Raw genomic sequence first — 20210 nt, forward strand, 5'->3', positions numbered from 1 at the left:
AAGGCGGATGACGGTTGGGTGACAGGCGCGGGGTCGATTTGGCTCAAGGAAAAGGGCAGCGACAAGCTATAAGCCGCAAGCTGCAAGCCAGAAGCGGGCGTGGATGCTTTGCTTGGCGCTTGAAGCTTGTAGCTTGCCGCTGCCCCAAGGGGGTCATATCGGCTCAAAACCCCCTCGATCCCCGTTGAAAATCCCCGCTTTCGCCGCCGTTCGCGGCATGCCGTCACAGAATTGCCATATCGCCCTCCTACCGTCCGCAGCCATTCCCGGCCTGTTTGCCGGACCGACCGTTCGAGGGGAGACAGCGACATGACCGTGCACTGCCGAGCATCACGCCCTATGGGGTTCCGTATCAGCCTGCTGGCGCTGGCCATCGCCGCCGTGGCGCCGGCCATGGCTGATGACGCCACCGTACAACTGGAACACGTCGAGGTGATCGGCCAGGCGGCCAGTCTCGACCAGGCACTGCGGGCGCAACGCAGTTCCGACAGTATCAGCAGCGTGGTGCATGCCGATGCGGTCGGGCAACTGCCGGACGATAACGCCGCCGAGGCCCTGCAACGCATTCCCGGCCTGTCGGTGGAGCGCGACCAGGGCGAGGGGCGCTTCGTCAGCGTGCGTGGCCTGGGGCCGGACCTGAACAGTGTGACCATCAATGGCACCCTGGTTCCGGCGCCCGAGAGTGGTCGCCGCGCGGTGGCGCTGGATGTGTTGCCGGCGGAGCTGGTGCAGTCGCTGTCGGTGGTCAAGACCCTGACACCGGACATGGATGCCAACTCCCTGGGCGGCACCATCGAGGTGGAAAGCCTGTCGGCCTTCGACCATGACGGCCTGTTCTACAGCCTGAGTGGCGAAGCCAGCCACAATGACCTGATGGGCAAGACCAGCCCGAAATTCTCCGGCGCCTTCAGCAACCGTTTCAGCCTGGGCGACGGTGTGGACAACTTCGGTGTGGCCGCCGCGCTGAGCTGGCAGAAGCGCAAGTTCGGCTCGGAGAACGTGGAAACCGGCGGCGCCTGGGACTTCGATAATGGCGCCCGGCTGGAAGAGCTGGAGCAGCGCGACTATGTCATCACCCGTGAGCGTACCGGTCTCGGGCTGAACTTCGACTATCGTCCGGACGACCTCTCCAGCTATTACCTGCGCACCCTCTACAGCAAGTTCAAGGATACCGAGACGCGCAATGCCGCCGGTCTGGAGTTCGATGACCCGCAGGCGTCCGGCGAGCGTGGCGATGCCGAGGGCTGGCGCGAGCTGAAGGCCCGCGAGGAAACCCAGGAGATCCAGTCCTACGTCCTTGGCGGCGAGCGCCTGCTGGGCCTGTGGACCCTCAACGGACAGGTCGGCTACAGCCGCTCCAGCGAGAAGAACCCCGGCGGTATTGCCGGCGCCGGGTTCGTCGGCAATTTCGCCGGCACCGGCTTTTCCGGCAATCGCAAGCCGCGCCTGCTGGCCGGCGAGGATTTCTACGATCCGGCGTCCTTCGAGCTGGATGAGGTCGAGGTGGAGAAGAGCTACACCCGCGACCAGGAGAAGAACATCCGCCTGGACCTGGCCCGCGACTACGACCTGCAAGGCTACGCCTCCCAGGTCAAGTTCGGCGGCAAGCTGAGCCGCCGCGAGAAGACCAACGACAGCGACATCTGGATCTACGACGATTTCAGCGGCGTCGATCTCACCGGCCTGCAGAGCGGTTCGCTGGACTATGGCCTGGGGCGCCTCGGCAACGGCATCAGCGCCAGTGCCATCAAGGGCCTGATCGGCGGCCTGAACCGGGCGGACTACTACGACGAGGAAGAGTCGCGCATCAATGACTTCAAGATGAACGAAGACATCGACGCCGCCTACCTGATGAACACCCTGGACCTCGACGACCTGCGCATCATCGCCGGCCTGCGCTACGAGCGCACCGAGTTCCAGGCCAAGGGCACCGGCATGCGTGACGGCGCCTTCGAGGCGACCCGCAGCGACAACCGCTACGACCACTGGCTGCCCGGCCTGCACCTGCGCTACCAGCTCGGCGCCGATACCCAGTTGCGCGCGGCCTGGACCAACAGCGTGGTGCGGCCGACCTTCGGCGAACTGGCGCCGGGCTTCGTGATAGACGTTGGCGATGCCGAGGCGTCGTTCGGCAACCCGCACCTCAAGCCGCTGGAGTCGAGCAACCTGGACCTCGGTATCGAGCACTACATGGGCCGCGCCGGTGTGCTCTCGGCCTATGTGTTCTACAAGGACATCGACAACTTCATCTACAACACCGACCTGGCCGGCGTCGGCGAGTGGGCGGCCTTCGACGAGGCGCTGACCTTCGACAACGGCGACAGCGCCAGGCTGTACGGCCTGGAACTGGGCTACTCGCAGAAATTCGACTGGCTGCCGGCGCCCTGGAACGGCGTGCTGGTGGGCGCCAATGCCACCTTCAGCCGCTCGCGGGCGAATATCGAGAGCCAGGGCCTGAAGCGCCGCATCGACCTGCCGAACCAGTCCGACACGGTCGGCAACCTGATGCTCGGCTGGGAGAACTCGCGCTTCAACCTGCGCCTGGCGGCCAACTACAAGTCGTCCTACCTGGCCGAAGTGGCGGCCATCGACGACAAGGCCCACGACCTCTACGCCGACGACCAGTTGTTCGTCGACTTCAAGGCCGGCTGGTACATCACCCCGGAACTGCAACTGACCTTCGAGGCGCAGAACATCACCGACGAGTCCTACTACGTGTACACCGGCCGCCGCAGCTACAACGCCCAGTACGAGGAATACGGCCCGACCTACACCCTGGGGCTGACCCTGACGCACTTCTGATACGCACTGCGCAGGGTACGCCGTGGGCACCCTGGATATTGAACAAGGTTGATCGAATGAACAGAAATAATGTGTTGGGCATTCTGGTCGGTATGGCCATCGCCCAGATGGCCCTGGCGGCGCCCATCGTCGCCCCGCGCCTGGCGCCGCTGGAGGCGCCCAAGGGGCTGGAAAATGCCCAGTTGCTGGCCGACGATCGCTTCTGGCCGGGTGCCGACCGGCTGCGCATCGACGCTCGGGGCCTGCACGTGCTGGATGCCAAGGGCAACACCCTGAGTCTGCTCGAAGGCCGCTACGAAGGCCTCGACCATCGCACCGGCGAGCACGGCTTGCTGGTGGCGACCCTCGACAAGCGGCGCCAGCAGGCGGTGCTGTTGGCACTGGACGCGCAGCACCGCTGGAGCGCGCCGCTCTATATCCCCGGCATGGGGCAGGCGCTGGAAGGCCTGTGCCTGTACCGCGACGAGGCGCACAACGCATTCGCCTTCCTGCTTGGCGAAGAGGGCCAGGGCGAACAGTGGCTGGTGGCGGTGGATGAGCGGCCATTGGCCGCGCCGCTGCGGGTGCGCGGCCTGAGCCTGCCGCCGCAGAGCGGCTTCTGCCAGGTCGACGACCTCAGCGGCGCGCTCTATGTGAACGAGGAAGAAGTCGGCCTGTGGCGCTACGCGGCGGCTGCCGAGGCGCCGCTGTGGCGCACCCCGGTGGATATCCGCCAGCCATTCGGCGGCCTGGCCGAAGCCGCCGCCGGCATGGCGCTGGTGCCCGGTGGCTTGCTGGCGCTGGACCCGCAGGCACCGGCGCTGCACCTGTACCAGGCCGATGGTGATGGCTGGAAGCCGGTGGCCAGGTTGCCACTGCAAGGGCTGGACGAGCCGGAGCAGATCAGCGCCCGCAATGGCCGCGAGGGCCTGGAGCTGCTGCTGGTGGACGAGGCTGGAAGCCATCGCGGCCCGCTCGCCTGGCGGCCGCAGGCGCCGAAGGCGGCGCCTCCACTGCCGGTGTTGCCGGCGCAGGTGCAGACCGAGCCGGTGCCGAGCCTGGGCGATGCCGCCGACGACCCGGCGATCTGGGTCGACGAGCGCGAGCCGGCGCGCAGCCGGGTGCTGGGCACCGACAAGCAGGGTGGCCTGCTGGTCTACGACCTGGCCGGCAAGCAATTGCAGGACCTGCGCGTGGGCCGCCTGAACAACGTCGATGTGCGCAAGGGCCTGCGCCTGGGCGAGCGTACCCTCGACCTGGCGGTGGCCAGCAACCGCGACCACAACAGCCTGCACCTGTTCGCCATCGAGCCGGCCAGCGGTGCGGTCAGCGAACTGGGGCAGATCGCCACGCCGCTGGACGATATCTATGGCCTGTGCATGTTCAAGAGCCGCCAGGGCACGCTCTACGCGATCGCCAACGACAAGGACGGGCGCTTCCTGCAATACCGCCTGGACGGTGCTTCCGGCGAGGTGCGCGGCGAGCTGGTGCGCAGTTTCCGTACCGCCAGCCAGCCCGAGGGCTGCGTGGCCGACGACCGTAACGAACGCCTGTTCGTCGGCGAGGAGGACGTTGCGGTATGGGCGCTGGATGCCCGCGAGGACGCGCCGGCGACCCTGGAGCGGGTGATCGCGGTGGGTGGGCCGCTCAAGGACGATATCGAGGGGCTGGGCCTGTACGCCGGCAAGCGGCGCGACTACCTGGTGATCTCCAGCCAGGGCAACGACAGCTACGTGGTGCTCGAGGCCCGGGCGCCCTACCGGCTGCGCGGCGCCTTCCGCATCGGCCTGAACGCCGCGAGCGGCATCGACGGCGCGTCCGAGACCGATGGCCTGGATGTCACCTCGGCCAACCTCGGCGGACCCTGGAGCCAGGGCCTGCTGGTGGTGCAGGACGGCCGCAAGCGCATGCCGGAGAGCGCGCAGAACTACAAATACCTGCCCTGGTCCGCCGTGGCCGAGGCGCTCGGGCTGGAGTGAGGCGGGCCGGAGCGACGGTGCCGCGGGTATCGCCTTCATTCCCGCCGGCGCGGGAATGAAGGGCGGGAAGCGGGGTTGCGAGTCGGCCACTCGGAATGCCCTCGCAGCCCCGTCGTCCCTGCGCAGGTGGGGACCCAGGAGCACGAACCCAGGGCCGCCACTGGAAATGGCGGTGCGTTTCACCCGGAGCAGCTATTCGATCAGCGGCGCCTTGCGCGCCCACAGGAGTTTCCCATGCAACATGCGACAGAACAGATGACGGTCTGGGGCCTGGTCAGCGATGCCAGCCCGGTGGTGCAGGCCGTCATGCTGGTGTTGGTGCTGGCCTCGATGGCCAGTTGGTACCTGATCATCCGCCGCGGCGCCGCCCTGCGCCGTGGCGAGCACCAGTTGCAAGCCTTCCTGCAACGCTTCCGCAACAGTGGCGACCTCGACCTGGCGCAGTTGTACCAGGCCGACAAAGGCCGCGAGCCGCCGGCCGAAGCTGCCCTGCAGCGGATCTTCCAGAGCGGCTACCAGGCCTTCGGCCAGTTGCAGCGCCAGCCCGGCATCGCCCCCGCAGCGGTGCTCGAAGGGGTCGAGCGCAACCTGTACGTGGCCATCGCCGAGCAGGAAGAGCGCCTCGAGCGCGGCTTGCCGCTGCTGGCCACGGTCGGTTCGGTCAGCCCCTACGTCGGCCTGTTCGGCACCGTCTGGGGCATCATGAATGCCTTCCTGGGGCTGTCCCAGGTGCAGCAGGTGACCCTTTCCACCGTCGCTCCGGGTATCGCCGAGGCGCTGATCGCCACCGCCATCGGCCTGTTCGCGGCGATCCCGGCGGTGATCGCCTACAACCGTTTCGCCGCCCGTGGCCAGGCCCTGGTCGGGCGCTACTACAGCTTCGCCAACGAATTGCAGGCGCGCCTGCACCGGCGCCTGCACAGTGGCGGCGCGGCCATCGCCGCCGTTGCCTGAGGAGCCGATCATGCTGGTCAGATCGTCGCGCAAGCATGCGCCAAATGCGGAAATGAACGTGGTGCCCTACATCGACGTGATGCTGGTATTGCTGGTGATCTTCATGGTCACCGCGCCGATGCTGGTGCAGGGCGTCAGCCTGGAGCTGCCCAAGGTCGCCGCCGAGGCGCTGCCGTCGCCCGGCGAGCAGCAACTGGTGACGCTCTCGGTGACCGCCGAGGGCGACTACTATTGGAATGTCGGCCCGGAGCTGGCGGTGGGCAGCCAGAGCGACCAGGCGGTGGACCTGGCGGTCATGCGCGACAGCCTGCTGGCGCTGGTCGCCGAGCGGGCGGACACCCAGGTCTACGTGCGCGCCGACCAGGGCGCGGACTACGCCGCGGTGCTGGCCGGTATCGCCGCGTTGCAGCGTGGCGGCATCAGTCGCATCGGCCTGGTGACCGAGGCGCCGCAGCCATGAGCGCAGTGCTCGTGCCGGCTGACGGGCAGCGGCCCTGGCGTGGGCGCCTGGGCAGCGCTGGCCTGGTGCTGGCGTTGCATGGCCTGCTGGCCCTGGTGCTGCTGCGCGGGCTGGCGCCGGCCCTGCCGGAGCCGCCCCTGGCGATGATGGTGGAGACCGCGCTGGTCAGCCTGCCGCCGGCGCCGGTTCCCGAACCGCTGGTGGAGCCGCTCGTGGAGCCTGTGGCGGAAATCGAGCCGCCAGCGCCCCGGGTGGAGGAAGCACCGCCGCCGCTGGTCCGGCCCGACCAGGCCGAACTGGCGTTCAAGCGCGCCGAGCGCGAGCGTGAAACGCAGCGCCGCGAGCAGGAAGCCGAGCACCGGCGCCAGGAGCGACTGGAACAGCAGCGCCGGGCACAGCAACAGCAGGAAGCACAACGCCAGGCGCAGCTTGCCGCCCGCCAGGCCGCCGAGCGCGAAGCCGCCCTGGCCGCCGAGCGGGCGCGCGCCGCCGACAGCCGCCGCTACCAGCCGCTCAGCAAGAAGGCCCCGGCCTACCCCCAGCGCGCCCTGGACCAGCGCCTCGAAGGCACCTGCACGGTCACCTATACGGTCGATGCGCGCGGCCGTGTGCAGGCACCCGAGGCCCTCGACGATTGCCACCCGCTGTTCGTGCGCCCGTCGCTGGCGGCGGCCAGGGGCTTCCGCTATCAGCCACGGCTGGTCGATGGCCAGGCGGTGCCGGTGGCGAACGTGCGCAATACCTTCCACTATCGGATCGAGTGAGGTGCCGGTCGCGGCGCTGCCGGCGCCCGGGATTCTGAACATTGCCGCCCAGCGCGCGGTCTATCTCCGGGTGTAGGGCGGCGGTGGCCCAGGGCAATAGCGCTATGCACGGCAAACAGCCGAAAACAGTGCTGGAAGGCTCGAGGCTGGATGAAAGCGCGTGGCAACCGGTGTTTTTCGTCCAGCTTTCCAGCCTCCAGCGCTTTTGTCGGAGCTCCTTTGCGGTGAATAACGGTATAGCGCGATCGCCCTGGGCGGTAGCTGCCTCCATGGCGGACCGGGCAATATCCTGACGCAATATGTAAACGACAGTCGCGCAGGCCCGCAGTAGATTCGCCAGGTTTTCATCCTTGAACGCTTCGGAGATTTTCCATGAATACGCGTGGCCTGCTCGACCAGTTGCTGAAATCCGGTCAGGAGTTGCTGCAGAAGAATGCTGCCGGTGGTGTGTCTTCCGGTCTCGGCGGAGCGCTTGGCGGCCTGCTGGGCAAGGGCGGCGGGAATGATGCCGGCAAGGGCGCCGGCGATCTCGGCAGCCTGCTAAAGGGTGTCGGCGGCGGCACGGCGCTGGGCCTGTTGCTGGGCAACAAGCGCGCGCGCAAGATCGGCGGCAAGGTGGCGGTCTATGGCGGCCTGGCGGCTCTTGGCGTGATCGCCTACAAGGCCTATGGCAACTGGCAGGCGCAGCAGGCCGGTGCGCCCCGGGGCGAGCCGCGCACCCTGGACCGCCTGCCGGCGCCCGAGGTCGAGCTGCACAGCCAGGGCATCCTCAAGGCGCTGGTGGCGGCGGCCAAGGCCGACGGGCATATCGATGCCCGCGAGCGCGAGCTGATCGAAGGCGAGTTCAGCAGGCTGACCGGCGATACCGAGGTGCAGCAGTGGCTCGATAGCGAACTGAACAAGCCGCTGGACCCGGCGGACGTGGCGCGCGCGGCGAGCACCCCGGAACTGGCGGCGGAAATGTATGTGGCCAGTGTGCTGATGGTCGACGAGGAGCACTTCATGGAACGCGCCTACCTCGACGAGCTGGCGCGCCAGTTGCAGCTCGACCCGGCCCTCAAGGGCGAACTGGAAGCCCAGGTGAGGCGCGAACTCCAGGCCGCCCAGGCCTGAGCCTCCCACCAGCGGCGCGCGGTAGGGTGCGCCGTGCGCGCAGGCAAGCGTACAGGTCGTTCTCGTGCGCATGGAGCACCCTACGGTGCTGGGCAGTTCGTCCCGGTGCGGGTCTGCACCTCGTCCAGCAGGCGCAGCAGGTTGCCGCCCCAGATGGCGGCGATCTGCGTTTCGTCGTAGCCGGCTTGCAGCAGCCGTTCGGTGATGCGCGGCAGGCCGGCGACATCATCCAGCCCCTCGACGCCGCCGCCGCCGTCCCAGTCGCCGCCGATGCCGACATGCCCGATGCCGGCCACTTCTATCACATGCAGCAGGTGCGCCATGAAGTCGTCCAGGGTGGCGCGCGGGCGCGGGTAGCGTTGTTCCACCTCGGCCATCTCGCGTGCCAGTTCGGCGAACTCGCCCGGCGCCAGCCCGGCCATCTGCCGCAGTCGCCCGTACAGCGGTTGCAGGGCCGCCTGCCGCCGTGGGTCCGCCGCCTGTGGTTGCAGGTAGTCGCCATACAGCGTCACCTGGATCACCCCGCCGCGCTCGGCCAGGCGGCGGATACGTGCATCGTCGAGATTGCGAGGGTGGGCGTTGACCGCCCGGCTGCTCGAATGCGACAGCACGATCGGTGCCTGCGAGCGCTCCAGCAACTGGTCGAAGACCTGGTCCGAGGCGTGCGAGGCGTCGAGCAGGATGCCCAGGCAATTGGCTTGCGCCACCAGCGCCTGCCCGGCGGGGCTGAGGCCGCCCCATTCGGGCAGTGCCGTGGCCGAGTCGGCCAGGTCGTTGTTGCTGCCGTGCACCAGGCCGAGCATGCGCAGGCCCTGGCGCTGGTAGGTGGCCAGCAGCGCCGGGTCGCTGGCCAGCGGCTGGGCGTTTTCCATCGAGATGAACACCGCATGGCGGCCTTCGCCTTGCAGGCGCCGCGCATCGGCGGCGTCCAACGCCAGGCCGAGATCCTGCGGATGGCGCTCGACCAGGTCGCGGATGCGCAGCAGCGTCGCCAGGCCCTGGCTGCTGGCGGCGTTGCGCCCGGCCGCATCGCGTGGCCCCTGCGCGGTGTAGATCGCCCAGAAGCCGCCGTCCAGGCCACCCTCGCGCAGGCGCGGCAGGTCGACCTGGGACAGCTCGCGGCGGCTGTCGTGGCGCTGGCGGATGTCCCAGCCCGGCAGGGCCAGCAGCCGAGGAGTGTCCAGGTGGCTGTCGAGCACCAGCAGGCGCTGGTGCAGCGCCAGTGCGGCGGCGGACGGCTGCGCGCCCTGGGCGCCGGCAGCGCCGAACAGGAGCGCCAGGGCGAATGCCAGGCGCTTCGACACCAGAGGTTTCATAGCGGCATCCGGAACAGCCGTTCGATCTGCCAGGGATTGGCCAGCACTTCCAGCAGGCGCTCGCGCAGGCTGGGTGAGACCAGGCGTTGCAGCTTTTCCTCGAACACCGCCCGGCGTGCCTCGGGCGCCAGCCCATCGAGCGGGCCGGCATACTCCAGGCTGGCCAGCCGCTGTGTGCCCTGCCAGGCGGCTAGGCGCGCCGGAAAGCCACCGCTGGCGGCCTGCGCCTGGTCCAGCTCGGTGCTGCCGAGCACTTCGACGTGCGCCATGAAGGCCAGCACCGCGGGGTCGTCCAGGGCCGCCGGGGCGAACTCGTCGAGGCTCGCACGGCCGCGCACGAAGGCGCTGGCCACCGCGTAGGGCAGGCTGAAGCGGGCCGCCAGGTGGTTGCCGATGACGCGGGTGGAGAGGGTCTGCGCACTGGTGCCGTTGACCTCCACGCACAGCCGAGACACCTCATGCGGGCGGTAGCGGCGGCTCAGCTCGATGGCCGCGCGGATCGCCGACTGGCAGCCGAAGCAGGCCGGGTAGGGCTTGATCGCATAGGCGCCGAGGTCCTGCTCGCGCGGGTCGCGCCACAGCCGTCGTGGCTCCTGGGCGGCGAAGCCGAAGCTGGCCAGCCAGCCGTGTTCGCCGGTCAGGGTCGCCGTCGGGCCGGTGGCGCCGGCCTCGGCCAGTAGCACGGCCTGCACCGCGTTGCGCGCGGCGAAGCCGATCGCCAGGTCCTTGTCTTCGCTGTAGCTGCCCACGCTGGGCGAGAGTGCCGCCAGCAGCCCGGCGCTGAGGGTGCTGGCGCTGATCGCCACGGCGTGCGCGGCCCGCCCGGCATCGTCGAACAGCAGGGCCGCGCCGCCCAGGGCGGCGGCGATCGGTGCGATCAGCGAGGTGGTGCGAAAGCCCAGTTGGCCCCGGCGATGTTCGCGGCCAAGCGCCTCGGCCAGCCCGATATTGGCGGCGAAGGCGATCCACAGTGCCTTGAGCAGGCGTTCGCCGCCGATGCCACGCTGTTCCGCCAGGGCCATGAGCGCCGGGACGATGACCACTGCGGCATGGCCATTGTTGCGCGGGTTGATCAGCACTTCCTGGTAGTCCAGGGCTTCCGCCGCGCAAGCGTTGAGCAGCGCCGCGTCGGTCGGCGCGGCGTTGAAGTCGCGTCCCCAGATGCGGCTGCCGCTGCCGTCCGCCTGGCATGTCACCAGTACCTCGTCGATGCGGGTCGCGCCGATGCCCTGGCGCCGCGCGTGGTTGGCCACCGCCAGGGTGTCGACCAGCAGCAGGCCGATCTGCTCCGCCAGCGTTGGCGGCACGGGCTCATGCAGCAATGCCAGGTGCCGCTGTGCCCATTGCCTGTCGGTCATTGCTTCCGTCATTGCGTCGATCCTGTCCATCATTCGACCCCGTTGGCCATGGTGCCGCCATCCAGCACGAAGTCGCTGCCGTTGGCGTATTTGAATGCCGGACCGGCCAGGGCGACGATGGCCCCGGCGATCTCTTCGGGGCGGGCCAGGCGGCCCAGCGGGATCTTCGCCAGCAGCCGCTGTTCGTCCAGGCGGCCGGCGGCCAGGGCGCGCTCGACCATGGCCGTGCGGGTATAGCCAGGGCTGACCGCCAGGGCGCGGATGCCGTGTTCGGCGAAATCCAGCGCCAGCACCTCGGTCAGCGCCAGCACGCCGGCCTTGCTCGCCGCATAGCTGGCGCGGCCAGGGCCGGAGCGTTGCGCGACGAAGGAGGCGAGGTTGATGATCAGCCCGTCGCCGGAGGCCGCGAGGGCGGCGAAGGCCGCCTGGCAGCAGAAGAAGGTGCCGCTCAGGTTGGTGTCGATCACCGCCCGCCAGTCCGCCTCGGACAATTGCGCGGCATGGCCGCGCCGGGCGATGCCGGCGCAGTTGACCAGTACGTCCAGGCGCTCCAGGGAAGCGGCGGCGGCCTGGACCGAGGCCCTGTCGCGGATATCCACCGCGTGCATCGCGACGCCTTGCGCTGCGTCATCCGTCGACAGATCCCAGCCCAGCACCTGCGCGCCTTCGGCGACGAACGCCGCCGCTACCGCACGGCCGATGCCGCTGGCCGCGCCGGTCACCAGGACCCGGCGTATCGGATACTTCATAGAATGGCTCCTTGTTCGAGTAACACCTGCCGGACCTGTTCCGGCGCGGCGCGTTTGCTGCTGCGGCAGGACAGCGCCGCCGCGACCCCGGCGGCCTGCCCGGTGGCGAAGGCGCAGCCCATCACCCGGGTCGAGCCGAAGGCCTCGTCGTCGGCGCCGATGCAACTGCCGGCCAGCCACAGGTTGCAACTGTCCACCGGGATCAGCGCGCCGTAGGGCACGTGGAACCAGCCGGGGTCGGCGATCCAGCGGTATTCGGTGATGCCCGGCAGCGGGTGCAGTTCGCAGGGCCAGGCGGAACGGGCGATGCCGTCGCTGCGGCGGCGGGCGCTGAGGGCGTCCGCCGCGCGGATGTCCTGTTGCGACTGCACCCGGCGCGTGGAACGCACGCCCAGGCAGGGGCCGCTGGTTTCCAGCCGCGCCTGGCGGAAGGCCGGCACCTGGCGGCGCAGTGATTCCAGGTAGTCGTGGGCGATTTCCCGCGCTTCGATTTCCGCCCGGGTGATCGACGGGCTGCTGGCGTCGGGCAGGTCCACGTCGACCATCATCGCCCAGTAGCTCTGCGACCAGGGCAGGCGCACGAAGAAGCCGCCGTTGCTGCGCGCCAGGGTCTGCCCGGTACGTCGCTGGTAGTCCAGCACGGCGGCGTGCAGTTGTTCGCGATCAGGCGCGGGGCCCGGCTCCACGCCGTCGATGCGCACGGTCAGGGTCGCCGCCTGCAGGCGCGGCTGGATGCGCTGTGGAACCGCCATGGCCGCCAGGCTGGAATCGCCGCTGGCATCGATATAGTGGTTCGCCTCGACCGCGAACAGGCCCTGCGCGTCGCTGCACAGCAGCGAACGGATACGGCCGGCGCGTTGTTCCACCGCCACCGCGCGGCAATGCAGCAGCGGCTGCACGCCCGCCGCCAGCACCAGGGTATCGAGTACCCGCTTGAGCCGCTCCGGGTCGAGCAGGATGATCCAGTTGCCGCTGCCCTGCTGCCGTGGCGCCACCTCGTGGCCGCTGGCGGCGAGGGCGTCGAGCACGCGGCGGCCGATACCGCCGACCGCCGCCTCGGGCCTGTCGCCATGGGTGAGGAAACCGCAATAGGACTGCACCCCGGCGATGGTCGCGGTGCCGCCGAAGAAACCGTACTGCTCGATCAGCGCGACGCTGCAAGCGCATTCGGCGGCGGCCAGGGCCGCCGCGATCCCGGCGGAGCCGCCGCCGAGCACCGCCACGTCGACGCGCAGCGGCGGTCGGCCGGGGTTTGCCTGGAGGTTGTAGAGGGTTGCCGGGGTGTTCACAGCACTTTGTCCAGGAAGGCGCGGGTGCGTGGGTCCCGTGGCTCGGCGAAGAAGTCCGCGGCCGGCGCATGCTCGACCACCCGGCCGCCGTCCATGAAGTACACATGGTCGGCGACTTCGCGGGCGAAGCGCATTTCATGGGTGACCAGCAGGCAGGTCATGCCATCGGCGGCGATGTCCTGGATCACCCCCAGCACTTCCTTGACCGTCTCCGGGTCGAGGGCGGCGGTCACTTCGTCGAACAGCATCACCTGCGGGCGCATGCACAGGCTGCGGGCGATCGCCACGCGCTGCTGCTGGCCGCCGGACAACTCGCCGGGGTAGGCGTGCAACTTGTCTTCCAGGCGCACCCTGGCCAGCAGTTCGCGGGCCTGCGCCTCGACCTCGGCGCGCGGCCTGCGCAGCACCTGGAGCGGCGCCATCGTCACGTTCTGCAAGACAGTGCGATGGGGAAACAGGTTGTAGCCCTGGAACACGATGCCGACCCGCTGGCGCAGGGCCTGGGCATCCAGGTGTGCGGCATCGACCTGCAGCCCGGCGACGCGAATGCGCCCCGCGTCGATGGGCGTCAGTGCGTTGATGCAGCGCAGCACGGTGGACTTGCCCGAGCCCGACGGGCCGATGATGCAGGCCACCTCGCCGCGCCCGACCGACAGGTCCACCCCGCACAGTACCTGGTTGGCGCCGAAAGCCTTGGTCACGCCCTCCAGCTCGATGAAGGGCTCGTGCAGTTCGCGTTTCATGAGGATTGTCCGCCGCGTGACCAGCGGCGCTCGAGGGCGCGCGCCAGCAGGGAAAGAGGGAAGATGTAGGCGAAGAACATCAGCAGCACCAGGCCGTAGACTGGCAGCAGCAGCTCGGTGCGCGCCTCGGCGGCCAGCACCTCGCGGGCGATCCCGAGCAGCTCGCCGACCCCCACCAGGCTGGCCAGCGAGGTCGACATGGTGACCACGCAATACAGCCCCAGCGCCGGTGCCAGCATATGCCGCAGCGCCTGCGGCAGGATCACCTGCCACAGGCGCCCGGCACGGCCATAGCCGAGGGCGGTGGCCGCCTCCCACTGGGTCAGCGGTACGGTGCGCAGCCCGCCGCGGACGATCTCCGAGAAGTTGCCGGTGGCCGGCAGCGCCAGCGCCAGTACCGCCTTGGCCCAGGCCGGCAACGCCAGGGCCGCGCCGCCGATGCGCAGCTCGTAGGGCAGCAGGTGCATGACGAAGAACATCACCACCAGCCACGGCGAGTTGCGCAGCAGTTGCGTCAGCAGCCCGGCCGAGCGCCGCAGCCAGTGCGCCGGGGCCAGTTGCGCGGCGCCGAGCAGGGTGCCGCAGAGGATCGCCAGCAGCATCGCCAGCACGCCCATGCCCAGGTTCAGGGCGAAGCCACGGCCCATCAGCGGCAGCCAGGGCCACAGCAGCTCCAGGCTCGCGTTCATAGCTGCACCCCCGGCATGCGCAGGCGCCGTTCCACGGCGGCGAGGGCCAGGGCCAGCAAGGCCATCAGGCCGAGGTAGCTGAGCAGCACCAGCAGCATCATTTCCACCACGTTGTTGCGCTCGCTCCAGATTTCCTGGGCGCTGTAGAGCACTTCCGGCACCGCCACCGCGTAGGCGATGGAGGTGCCCTTGATCAGTTGCACCAGGTTGTTGCCCAGCGCCGGCAGGCTGGCGCGCAGGGCGATCGGCAGGGTGATGTGGCGCAGCCGGTTCCAGCGGCCATAGCCGAGGGCCAGGGCGGCGTCGTGGGTGGCCCTGGGGACGGCCTGCAGGCCGCTGCGCAGGATCTCCACGGCGAAGGCGCCGTAGTGCAGGCTGATGCACACCGCCGCCAGGCCGAAGGCGCTGGCGTACCAGGGCAGCTCTGTAGCGCTGCCGGCGCGCAGCAGGCTGCCGATGCCGAAATAGAGGAAGTACAACTGGGCCAGGCTCGGTGTGTTGCGCAGCAGCTCGACATAGCCGCGCACCAGCCAGCGCAACGGCCGTGGCCCGTCCATGGCCAGGGCGCCGGCCAGGCCGATCAGGCTGGAGGCGAGCATGCACGCCAGCGCCAGTTGCAGGGTGATGAGGATGCCCTGGGCGAACTGGCGCGCCGTCCAGCCCTCGTAGAACACCGGGAAGTTCCAGCCGTGCTCGTCGTACAACTGGCGGAACCCGTTTTCCAGCGGCTGCCACATCCAGGGCACGCCGCGCTCGTCGAGCAGTTCCAGGGTGCTTCCCGGCGCCGCCTGCGCCGCCTTGTGCGGCAGCCCGTAACGGGCTTCCAGGCGATACAGCAGGCCGCTGTCGCGCCAGTCGCGGGCATAGCCTTCGAGCAGTGCGTGGAATTCGCCGTCGCCCTTGGCCACGGCCATGCTCCAGGGCGTTTCGAGGATCGCCGGCAGCTTGATCTCGAAGCCTTCCCAGCCGGGCGTGTCGCGCAGGCGCAGGTAGGCCACCGCCTCGTCCGTTACCTGGCCGACGCAGCGCCGGTCGCGCAACGCCTGGGCGCTCTCGGTCAGGCCGGCGAAGGCCAGGATGCGCACGCCGTAGCGTTCGGCCAGGGCCGAGTTGTAGACCGAGCCGTGGCTGCTGCACACGGTCTGCCCGCGCAGGCCCTGCCAACTGTCGACGGCCTGCTCGCGCCGGGCCAGCAGGACCGCGCCCGAGGCATAGAAGCCGGGGAAGACGAAGTCCACCAGGCGCTGGCGTTCGGCGGTCACGCTGAAGCCGGTGAGGATCAGGTCGCAGCGCCCCTGTTGCAGGAACGGCACCCGGTTGGCGCCGCTGGTGGACACCACCTCGCCGGCCAGTGGCACGCCGAGATGTGCCGACAGGCGCTGGCGCAGGTCGTCGAACAGCTCGATGTTGAAGCCCTGCGCCTGCCCCGACGGGCTGAGGTAGGCGAACGGGCGGTTCTCCACGTTGCTGCAGACCTTGAGCACGCCGCGCTCGGCGATGCGTTGCAGCGTGCTGGCCTGCGCCGGCACGGCGCAGGCCAGGGCCAGCAGCACCAGTGCCGCCAGCCCGTGGCGCAGGCCTCCTACCACTGGTAGCTGACCTTGGCGTAGTAGAACGCGCCATTGATGCCGAACGGCGAGTAGGAGATGTAGTTGACGTTCTGGTGCCCCGGATTGTTCAGGCTGTTGCGCTTGTCCGGGTAGGCATCGGTGACGTTGTCGCCGCCGACGGTGAACTGCCAGTTGTCCAGGCTGTAGCTGGTCGACAGGTCGAGCACCCACTTGGCCTGGTAGCGCTGGTCGTAGGCCGCCCCGGAGTTGCTCACGGCGAGGAAGCTGCCGTAGCGCACCAGGTTGCTGTGGAAGCCCCAGTTGCCGATGGTGTAGTCGTTGCTCAGGGACAGCTTGCTGCGTGGCGCGCTGTCGGTCAGTACGCCGTAGCGGTCGCGGCGGTCGATGCGCTGCAGGTTCAGGCCGTTCTGGCTGAGCACCGCCGGGTTGGCCTTGACATCGGTGACGCGGGTGCGGTTGTAGGCATAGCCGAGGGCGCTGGTCAGCCGCCCGCCGTGGTCGAAGCGCCAGTAGTGCTGGGCGGTCAGTTCGGCGCCCTGGGTGGTGGTGTCCACCGCGTTGGTGAAGTAGCGCACCGACTGGTACTGGCCGGGGGTGATGCCGTTGGCCGCCAGGTAGGCCTGGGCCGCCGCGCTCTGCACGTTCAGGTTGCTCGACAGGGTGATGCGGTCGTCGATGCTGATGTGATAGATGTCGAAGGTGGTGGTGAAAGCCTTGCTCGGTTGCCAGACGATACCGGCGCTGATATTGCGCGACTTCTCGGCCTTCAGGTCCTCGGCGCCGAGCAGGCGCGCCACCGGGTCGTCCACCGGCGCGGTGCGCTGGTCCTGGTAGGCGTTGATCGCGGTGTTGAGGGCGCTGGTGGTCGCCGAGTAGTGCTGCTGGGCCAGCGATGGCGCCCGGTAGCCGCTGGAAACGCTGCCGCGCACGGCGAATGCCGGGGTGAAGTCGTAGCGGCTGGACAGCGAGCCGGTGGTGGCGCCGCCGAAGTCGCTGTAGCGGTCATGGCGCAGGGCCAGGGAGGCGCGCCACTTGTCGGTCAGGTCGGTTTCCAGGTCGATGTACGAGGCCAGCAGGTCGCGGCGGTAGCTGCCGCTGTCGCTGTCGCGGAAACCCGAGTAGCCCTCGGCGCCGGTGCCGTAGTAGGAGGCCGGCTCGCCGGCGCTCTCGCGATAGGTCTGGTGCTGGCCTTCGGCACCGAAGGCCACCGACAGAGGGTTGGGTAGCCAGGCCACCGCCAGTTCGTTGGACAGGTCTAGCTGGTAGACCGCCTGGGTGCTTTCCAGCCGGCCGACGTAGAAGTCCTGCTGGCGGCTGCCGGTGTCGCGGAAGAGGTAGCGGTTGAGGGAGTCGCGGGTGTTGAATTCCACCTCGTTCTCGCCGTAGTTGGCGCTGGCATCCCACTTCCAGCCGCCCAGCAGGCCGCGCAGGCCGAGCACGATCGAGCGGTCCTCGCTTTCGGCGCTGAGGGTCGGGCGGTAGCCATCGGGGTAGGCCTGGGCGTCGTAGACCGAGGCACGGCCATTGCGGAAGGCATCCCAGGTGTCGCCTTCGGTGCGGTTGTAGCCGGCGAAGCCGTACAACGTGATGTCGTCGTTCAGCGCGTAGTCGCCGTTGACCATCAGCTTGCCGGTCTTCAGCTCCGGGTCGCCCAGGCGGTAGGTGGTCTGGCCGTAGCCGGGGGCGCCGGGGTTGCGCAGGTCACGGCCGGCGCGGCTGGTGTAGTCGTTGGAGCTGCCATCGAAACTCAGGTGCAGGCTGCCGCGCTCGCCGAGGGCCAGCCCGGTGTTGCCATCGACATGCCGCTGGATGCCGTCGCCCTTGGCGTACTGGCCATAGCTGGTGGTGACTTGCCCGCCATCGGGGTCGGCCTTGAGGATGACGTTGATCACGCCGGCGATGGCGTCGGAGCCATAGCGCGCCGAAGCGCCGTCGCCGAGGACTTCGACACGGTCGATGGCGGACAGCGGAATGGCGCTCAGGTCGACCGGGGCCGAGCCACGGCCCTGGGTGACGTTGGTATTGAGGAAGGCGCCGGTGTGGCGGCGCTTGCCATTGACCAGCACCAGTACCTGGTCCGGCGCCAGGCCGCGCATCTGCGCCGGGCGGATCACGCCGGTGAAGCCGGAGCTGGCCGGGCGCGGGAAGTTCAACGAGGGGATCAGCCGCGACAGCGCCTCGGACAGTTCGCTGCTGCCGCTGTCTTGCAGGGTCTTGGCGGAGACCACCTGGATCGGCTGCATCGAGTCGGCCACGGTGCGATTGTCGGCGCGCGTTCCGGTGACCACAACGGTACTGAGCTTGTCGCCGAGCTCGTCCGCGCTGGCCACGCCTGTGCCGGCCATGATGCCCAGTAAGGCGACGGCCAACCGGGTTTTGGGGAATGTGCTACCTGCTGCTTGCATGCTTGGACACCTGACGAATGAGCGGCCTGCTCGGCTGAATCCACCGTTGAGGCGCATCGACGAAAATAGGGGGAACGGGCGCCAGGCGTCCGTTGCAAAGCTCTCCTGTTGCCAGAGCCAGGGAGGTGCCAGACAATGTAGCGAGGCCGCGACAAGGGCGAAATTGAATCTTTCGAGGCCATCCCCAACCTTTGCTCAAGCCTGCTTTTGACCATATATTGATTCCAAAATGGAATATATACGGTGAATCAGGGATGATTTTTCCACGGGATACCCCGCTTGTTATGAACCTCCGACAGATGGAAGTCTTCCGCGCCATCATGCTCACCGGCAGCATCGCCGGGGCGGCGGAACTGCTGCACATTTCCCAGTCGGCGGTGAGCAAGATGCTCAGCCACACCCAGCAGCGCATGGGCCTGAAACTGTTCGAACTGGTCAAGGGGCGGCTGGTCGCCACCCGCGAGGCGATCGCACTCTATGAAGAGATCGAACGCCTGTGGCGCAACGTGGAGAAGGTCCACAGCCTGGCCGGCGAGCTGGCCAACCCGAACAAGGGCAGCCTCTATATCGCCGCCTCGCCCAGCTTGGGCATGACCGTGGTGCCGCAGAGCGTGGCGGCGACGGTGAAGGAGCGCCCGGAGTTGCGCGTCAAGGTCATCCTGCCGCTGCCCAGCGGCCTGATCGAGGTGGTTGCTGACAAGCTGGTGGATATCGGCATCTCCAACTTCAGCGTCGACCACCCGAGCATCACCGTGCACGCGCGCTATCACTACCCGCTGGTCTGCATCATGGCCCCGGACCATCCGCTGGCGCGGCAGGAGACGATCCGCCCGGCCGACCTGGTCGGCCACCGGATGATCTCGGTGCCGCTGCAGGAGCTGTACGGGATCAGCGAAGAGAAGGTCTACGGCGAGGTCATCGAGCAGTTGAACATCGGCGTGGAAGTGCGTTCCGGGCTGATCGCCAGCCTGTTCAGCCTGGCCAGCGGCGAGGTGGCTGTGGTCGATGCGCTGACCATCTCCAACAACCTGCTGCCGCAACTGGAAGTGCGCCCCCTGGAAACCCGCGAGCGCATCCAGGCCGAGGTCATCCATAACAGCTACCGGCCCCTGTCGCCCCAGGCCGAGCGTTTCCGCGACATCCTCTGCGACAAGCTGGCCGCGCTGCAGGCGGTGCCTTTCTAACGTCGCGTGGATAACGGCGGCCTTGTGCAGGGGGCGCCGTGCACACCTGGGATAGCGATGCCGATCGCTCAGGTGCGCGCGGCGCCCCCTGCACAGGGCTGCCGTCCGCGTGACGCGACACTAGCAGGCCCGCTAGGGCGGGCGCAGGGCCGCGTCCAGCGGCGCGCCGCCGACCAGGTGTTCGTCCACCAGGCGCCGGACATCCTCCTCCGAGGCGATACGGTACCAGGCGCCATCCGGGTGGACCGTGGCGATCGGCCCGAGATTGCAGGGGTACTGGCAATAGGTGCGGGTAATCAACACGCCATCTTCCGTTTCGATCCGCCCGGCGGCGGCCAGCCGCTGGCGCAATTGCTTCCACAGCGGCAGCGCGCCACGCCGCACACAGCGGGCGCCGATGCAGAGGAAAAGCTGGTGGCGGTGGGGCGGAATATGCGACCAGTTCGGCTTCGCCGGTATCTCGGCGAGCGTCTCGCAGTCCAACTGCTCGCCGGGATTGTCCGCCAATGAACACGCGGCTGCGGCGTCCAGCGGGCGGCGGCCGAGCAGGCTGCCGCTCAGCAGGATGCGCCCCTGCCCGCCCAGTGGCTCGGCGAGCCGCCACAGCTCGCCACGCAGCCAGTCCAGGTAAGCGCTGTCGGCGTTCGGGTCGAGGTCGACCAGCAGCAGGCGGCCGTCACCCTCGCGCAGTTCAGCCGCGACCCGCGCCCACAGCGCGTCGAAGCCACCCGCCGTGTCGACCAGGTCGTCCAGCGCGGCCTCGCCCCTCAGGGCCTGGAGTTGGCGGCGGAACGCCTCGCCAGCAGCGCCGTGGCGCAAGTCGGGGCCGACGAAGAGCAAGCACTGGAAGCCCAT

Annotated in this window: 16 protein-coding genes; 7 read left to right on the forward strand and 9 right to left on the reverse strand. The window is 68.9% G+C overall.

Annotated features, from left to right (window positions below; all coding sequences use genetic code 11):
* The first annotated feature begins 309 nt into the window (after positions 1–309).
* From DNJ95_RS05490 to DNJ95_RS05515, 6 genes are all read left to right on the forward strand, one after another.
* Positions 310–2802, forward strand: a complete 2493-nt coding sequence (locus tag DNJ95_RS05490) for a TonB-dependent receptor (RefSeq protein WP_131183722.1) — start codon at positions 310–312, stop codon at positions 2800–2802.
* 56 nt (positions 2803–2858) lie between these two features.
* On the forward strand, positions 2859–4760 hold the full coding sequence (locus DNJ95_RS05495; protein ID WP_131183723.1) for a phytase: 1902 nt from the start codon (positions 2859–2861) through the stop codon (positions 4758–4760).
* Positions 4761–4994: 234 nt separating this feature from the next.
* A complete protein-coding gene (gene tolQ, locus DNJ95_RS05500; protein WP_131183724.1) occupies positions 4995–5714 on the forward strand; it encodes a protein TolQ in 720 nt (239 codons plus the stop codon).
* A 10-nt stretch (positions 5715–5724) separates the two neighbouring features.
* Positions 5725–6174: an ExbD/TolR family protein gene (locus DNJ95_RS05505; protein WP_131183725.1), complete on the forward strand. Its 450-nt coding sequence runs from the start codon at positions 5725–5727 to the stop codon at positions 6172–6174.
* Positions 6171–6938 carry an energy transducer TonB gene (locus tag DNJ95_RS05510; RefSeq protein ID WP_131183726.1) on the forward strand — a complete coding sequence of 256 codons (768 nt, stop codon included), beginning with the start codon at positions 6171–6173 and terminating at the stop codon, positions 6936–6938. The genes DNJ95_RS05505 and DNJ95_RS05510 overlap by 4 nt, the downstream gene beginning before the upstream one ends.
* A 372-nt stretch (positions 6939–7310) precedes the next feature.
* A complete protein-coding gene (locus tag DNJ95_RS05515; RefSeq protein WP_131183727.1) occupies positions 7311–8051 on the forward strand; it encodes a tellurite resistance TerB family protein in 741 nt (246 codons plus the stop codon).
* A gap of 80 nt (positions 8052–8131) precedes the next feature.
* On the opposite strand, the gene DNJ95_RS05520 is transcribed toward DNJ95_RS05515, so the two are convergent.
* Genes DNJ95_RS05520 through DNJ95_RS05555 form a run of 8 tightly spaced genes read right to left on the reverse strand, consistent with a single transcriptional unit; the run spans position 8132 to position 18171 of the window.
* Complete coding sequence (locus tag DNJ95_RS05520) at positions 8132–9367, reverse strand: dipeptidase (RefSeq protein WP_131183728.1); 1236 nt, start codon at positions 9365–9367, stop codon at positions 8132–8134.
* Positions 9364–10737, reverse strand: a complete 1374-nt coding sequence (locus DNJ95_RS05525) for an MmgE/PrpD family protein (protein WP_165491563.1) — start codon at positions 10735–10737, stop codon at positions 9364–9366. The genes DNJ95_RS05520 and DNJ95_RS05525 overlap by 4 nt, the downstream gene beginning before the upstream one ends.
* Positions 10738–10754: 17 nt before the next feature.
* A complete protein-coding gene (locus DNJ95_RS05530; protein ID WP_131183730.1) occupies positions 10755–11474 on the reverse strand; it encodes an SDR family NAD(P)-dependent oxidoreductase in 720 nt (239 codons plus the stop codon).
* A complete protein-coding gene (locus DNJ95_RS05535; protein ID WP_131183731.1) occupies positions 11471–12763 on the reverse strand; it encodes an FAD-dependent oxidoreductase in 1293 nt (430 codons plus the stop codon). The genes DNJ95_RS05530 and DNJ95_RS05535 overlap by 4 nt, the downstream gene beginning before the upstream one ends.
* Complete coding sequence (locus tag DNJ95_RS05540; protein WP_131183732.1) at positions 12760–13506, reverse strand: amino acid ABC transporter ATP-binding protein; 747 nt, start codon at positions 13504–13506, stop codon at positions 12760–12762. The genes DNJ95_RS05535 and DNJ95_RS05540 overlap by 4 nt, the downstream gene beginning before the upstream one ends.
* Positions 13503–14195 carry an amino acid ABC transporter permease gene (locus DNJ95_RS05545; RefSeq protein ID WP_131183733.1) on the reverse strand — a complete coding sequence of 231 codons (693 nt, stop codon included), beginning with the start codon at positions 14193–14195 and terminating at the stop codon, positions 13503–13505. Before DNJ95_RS05545 ends, DNJ95_RS05540 begins: the two co-directional genes overlap by 4 nt.
* Positions 14192–15784 (reverse strand): ABC transporter substrate-binding protein/permease, encoded by a 1593-nt coding sequence (locus tag DNJ95_RS05550; RefSeq protein ID WP_131183734.1) that lies wholly within the window; start codon positions 15782–15784, stop codon positions 14192–14194. Before DNJ95_RS05550 ends, DNJ95_RS05545 begins: the two co-directional genes overlap by 4 nt.
* Entirely contained in the window at positions 15778–18171 is a 2394-nt protein-coding gene (locus tag DNJ95_RS05555) for a TonB-dependent receptor plug domain-containing protein (protein WP_165491562.1), read from the reverse strand. Before DNJ95_RS05555 ends, DNJ95_RS05550 begins: the two co-directional genes overlap by 7 nt.
* A gap of 284 nt (positions 18172–18455) precedes the next feature.
* Between DNJ95_RS05555 and DNJ95_RS05560 the strand changes: the two genes are divergently transcribed.
* Positions 18456–19355 (forward strand): LysR family transcriptional regulator, encoded by a 900-nt coding sequence (locus tag DNJ95_RS05560; RefSeq protein ID WP_165491561.1) that lies wholly within the window; start codon positions 18456–18458, stop codon positions 19353–19355.
* A gap of 132 nt (positions 19356–19487) precedes the next feature.
* Here the strand turns inward: DNJ95_RS05560 and DNJ95_RS05565 are convergent, their stop codons facing one another.
* Positions 19488–20210 (reverse strand): (2Fe-2S) ferredoxin domain-containing protein, encoded by a 723-nt coding sequence (locus tag DNJ95_RS05565; protein WP_181953377.1) that lies wholly within the window; start codon positions 20208–20210, stop codon positions 19488–19490.

It is taken from the genome of Stutzerimonas kirkiae (assembly GCF_004327335.1).
GTDB lineage: Bacteria > Pseudomonadota > Gammaproteobacteria > Pseudomonadales > Pseudomonadaceae > Stutzerimonas > Stutzerimonas kirkiae.